Source organism: Kitasatospora griseola (assembly GCF_014648555.1).
Classification (GTDB): Bacteria; Actinomycetota; Actinomycetes; order Streptomycetales; family Streptomycetaceae; genus Kitasatospora; species Kitasatospora griseola.
Map to the genome: position 1 here is coordinate 9,628 of NZ_BMRI01000064.1, position 1,111 is coordinate 10,738.

At 73.5% G+C, this 1,111-nt stretch carries 1 protein-coding gene; it reads right to left on the bottom strand.

Going from position 1 to position 1,111, the window contains the following annotated elements; genetic code table 11:
* A partial coding sequence (locus IEZ12_RS36280; RefSeq protein ID WP_308431126.1) for a beta-ketoacyl synthase N-terminal-like domain-containing protein occupies positions 1-1,111 on the bottom strand: 1,111 nt, incomplete at both ends.

The following is a 1,111-nucleotide window of genomic DNA, read 5'->3' on the forward strand; positions in this document are numbered from 1 at the left end:
GGGAGGCAGTGCCCGTGACGATCCCGGGTTCTCCGCCGATCAGCGCGTCCAGGCCGGCCGGGTCGGTCAGCACAGCGCGGTGCGGGAACCGTGCCCGCGCGGCCAGGTCCGCGGCCACCTCGGCCGGTGTGACCTCGGGGTGCTCGGCGAGGAACCCGCGCAGCCTGCGGGCCTGGTCACGCAGCGCCTCGTCCGACTTCGCCGACAGCAGCCACGGCACCGGCACGTCGGCTGCGGGCGCGGGAGTGGCAGGGGACTCGGGCAACGGCTCCTCGGCCGGCGCCTCCAGGATCACGTGCGCGTTCGTACCGCTGATGCCGAACGCCGAGATGCCCGCGCGACGCGCGTGGCCGTTGTCGGGCCAGGGCCGGGCCTCGGTGAGCAGCCGGATGTTTCCGGACTCCCAGTCGACGTGCGAGGTGGGCGCGTCCACGTGCAGGGTCCGCGGCAGTTCACCGTGCCGCATCGCCATCACCATCTTGATCACACCCGCGACGCCGGCGGCGGCCTGCGTGTGGCCGAGGTTCGACTTCACCGAACCCAGCCACAACGGCTCCACCCGCCCCTGACCGTAGGTCGCCAACAGCGCCTGCGCCTCGATCGGATCGCCGAGCGTGGTGCCGGTGCCATGGGCCTCCACCGCGTCCACCTCGGACGGCTCCAACCCGGCATTGGCGAGGGCCTGCCGGATCACCCGCTCCTGCGACGGACCGTTCGGAGCGGTCAGACCGTTGGACGCACCGTCCTGATTGACCGCCGAACCCCGCACCGCCGCCAGCACTTGGTGGCCGTTGCGACGGGCGTCCGACAGCCGCTCCAGCAGCACGACACCCGCGCCCTCACCCCACGCCGTGCCGTCGGCCGCCTCGGCGAACGCCTTCACCCGGCCATCGGCCGCAAGCCCCCGCTGCCGCGAGAACTCGACGAACCCCGCCGGCGTCGCCATCACCGTCACACCGCCGGCCAGCGCCAGCGAGCACTCGCCCGAGCGCAGCGCCTGCGCCGCCAGATGGATCGCCACCAGCGACGACGAGCACGCCGTGTCCACCGACACCGCCGGGCCTTCCAGCCCCAGCAGGTACGACACCCGCCCGGACGTCACACTCGTCGC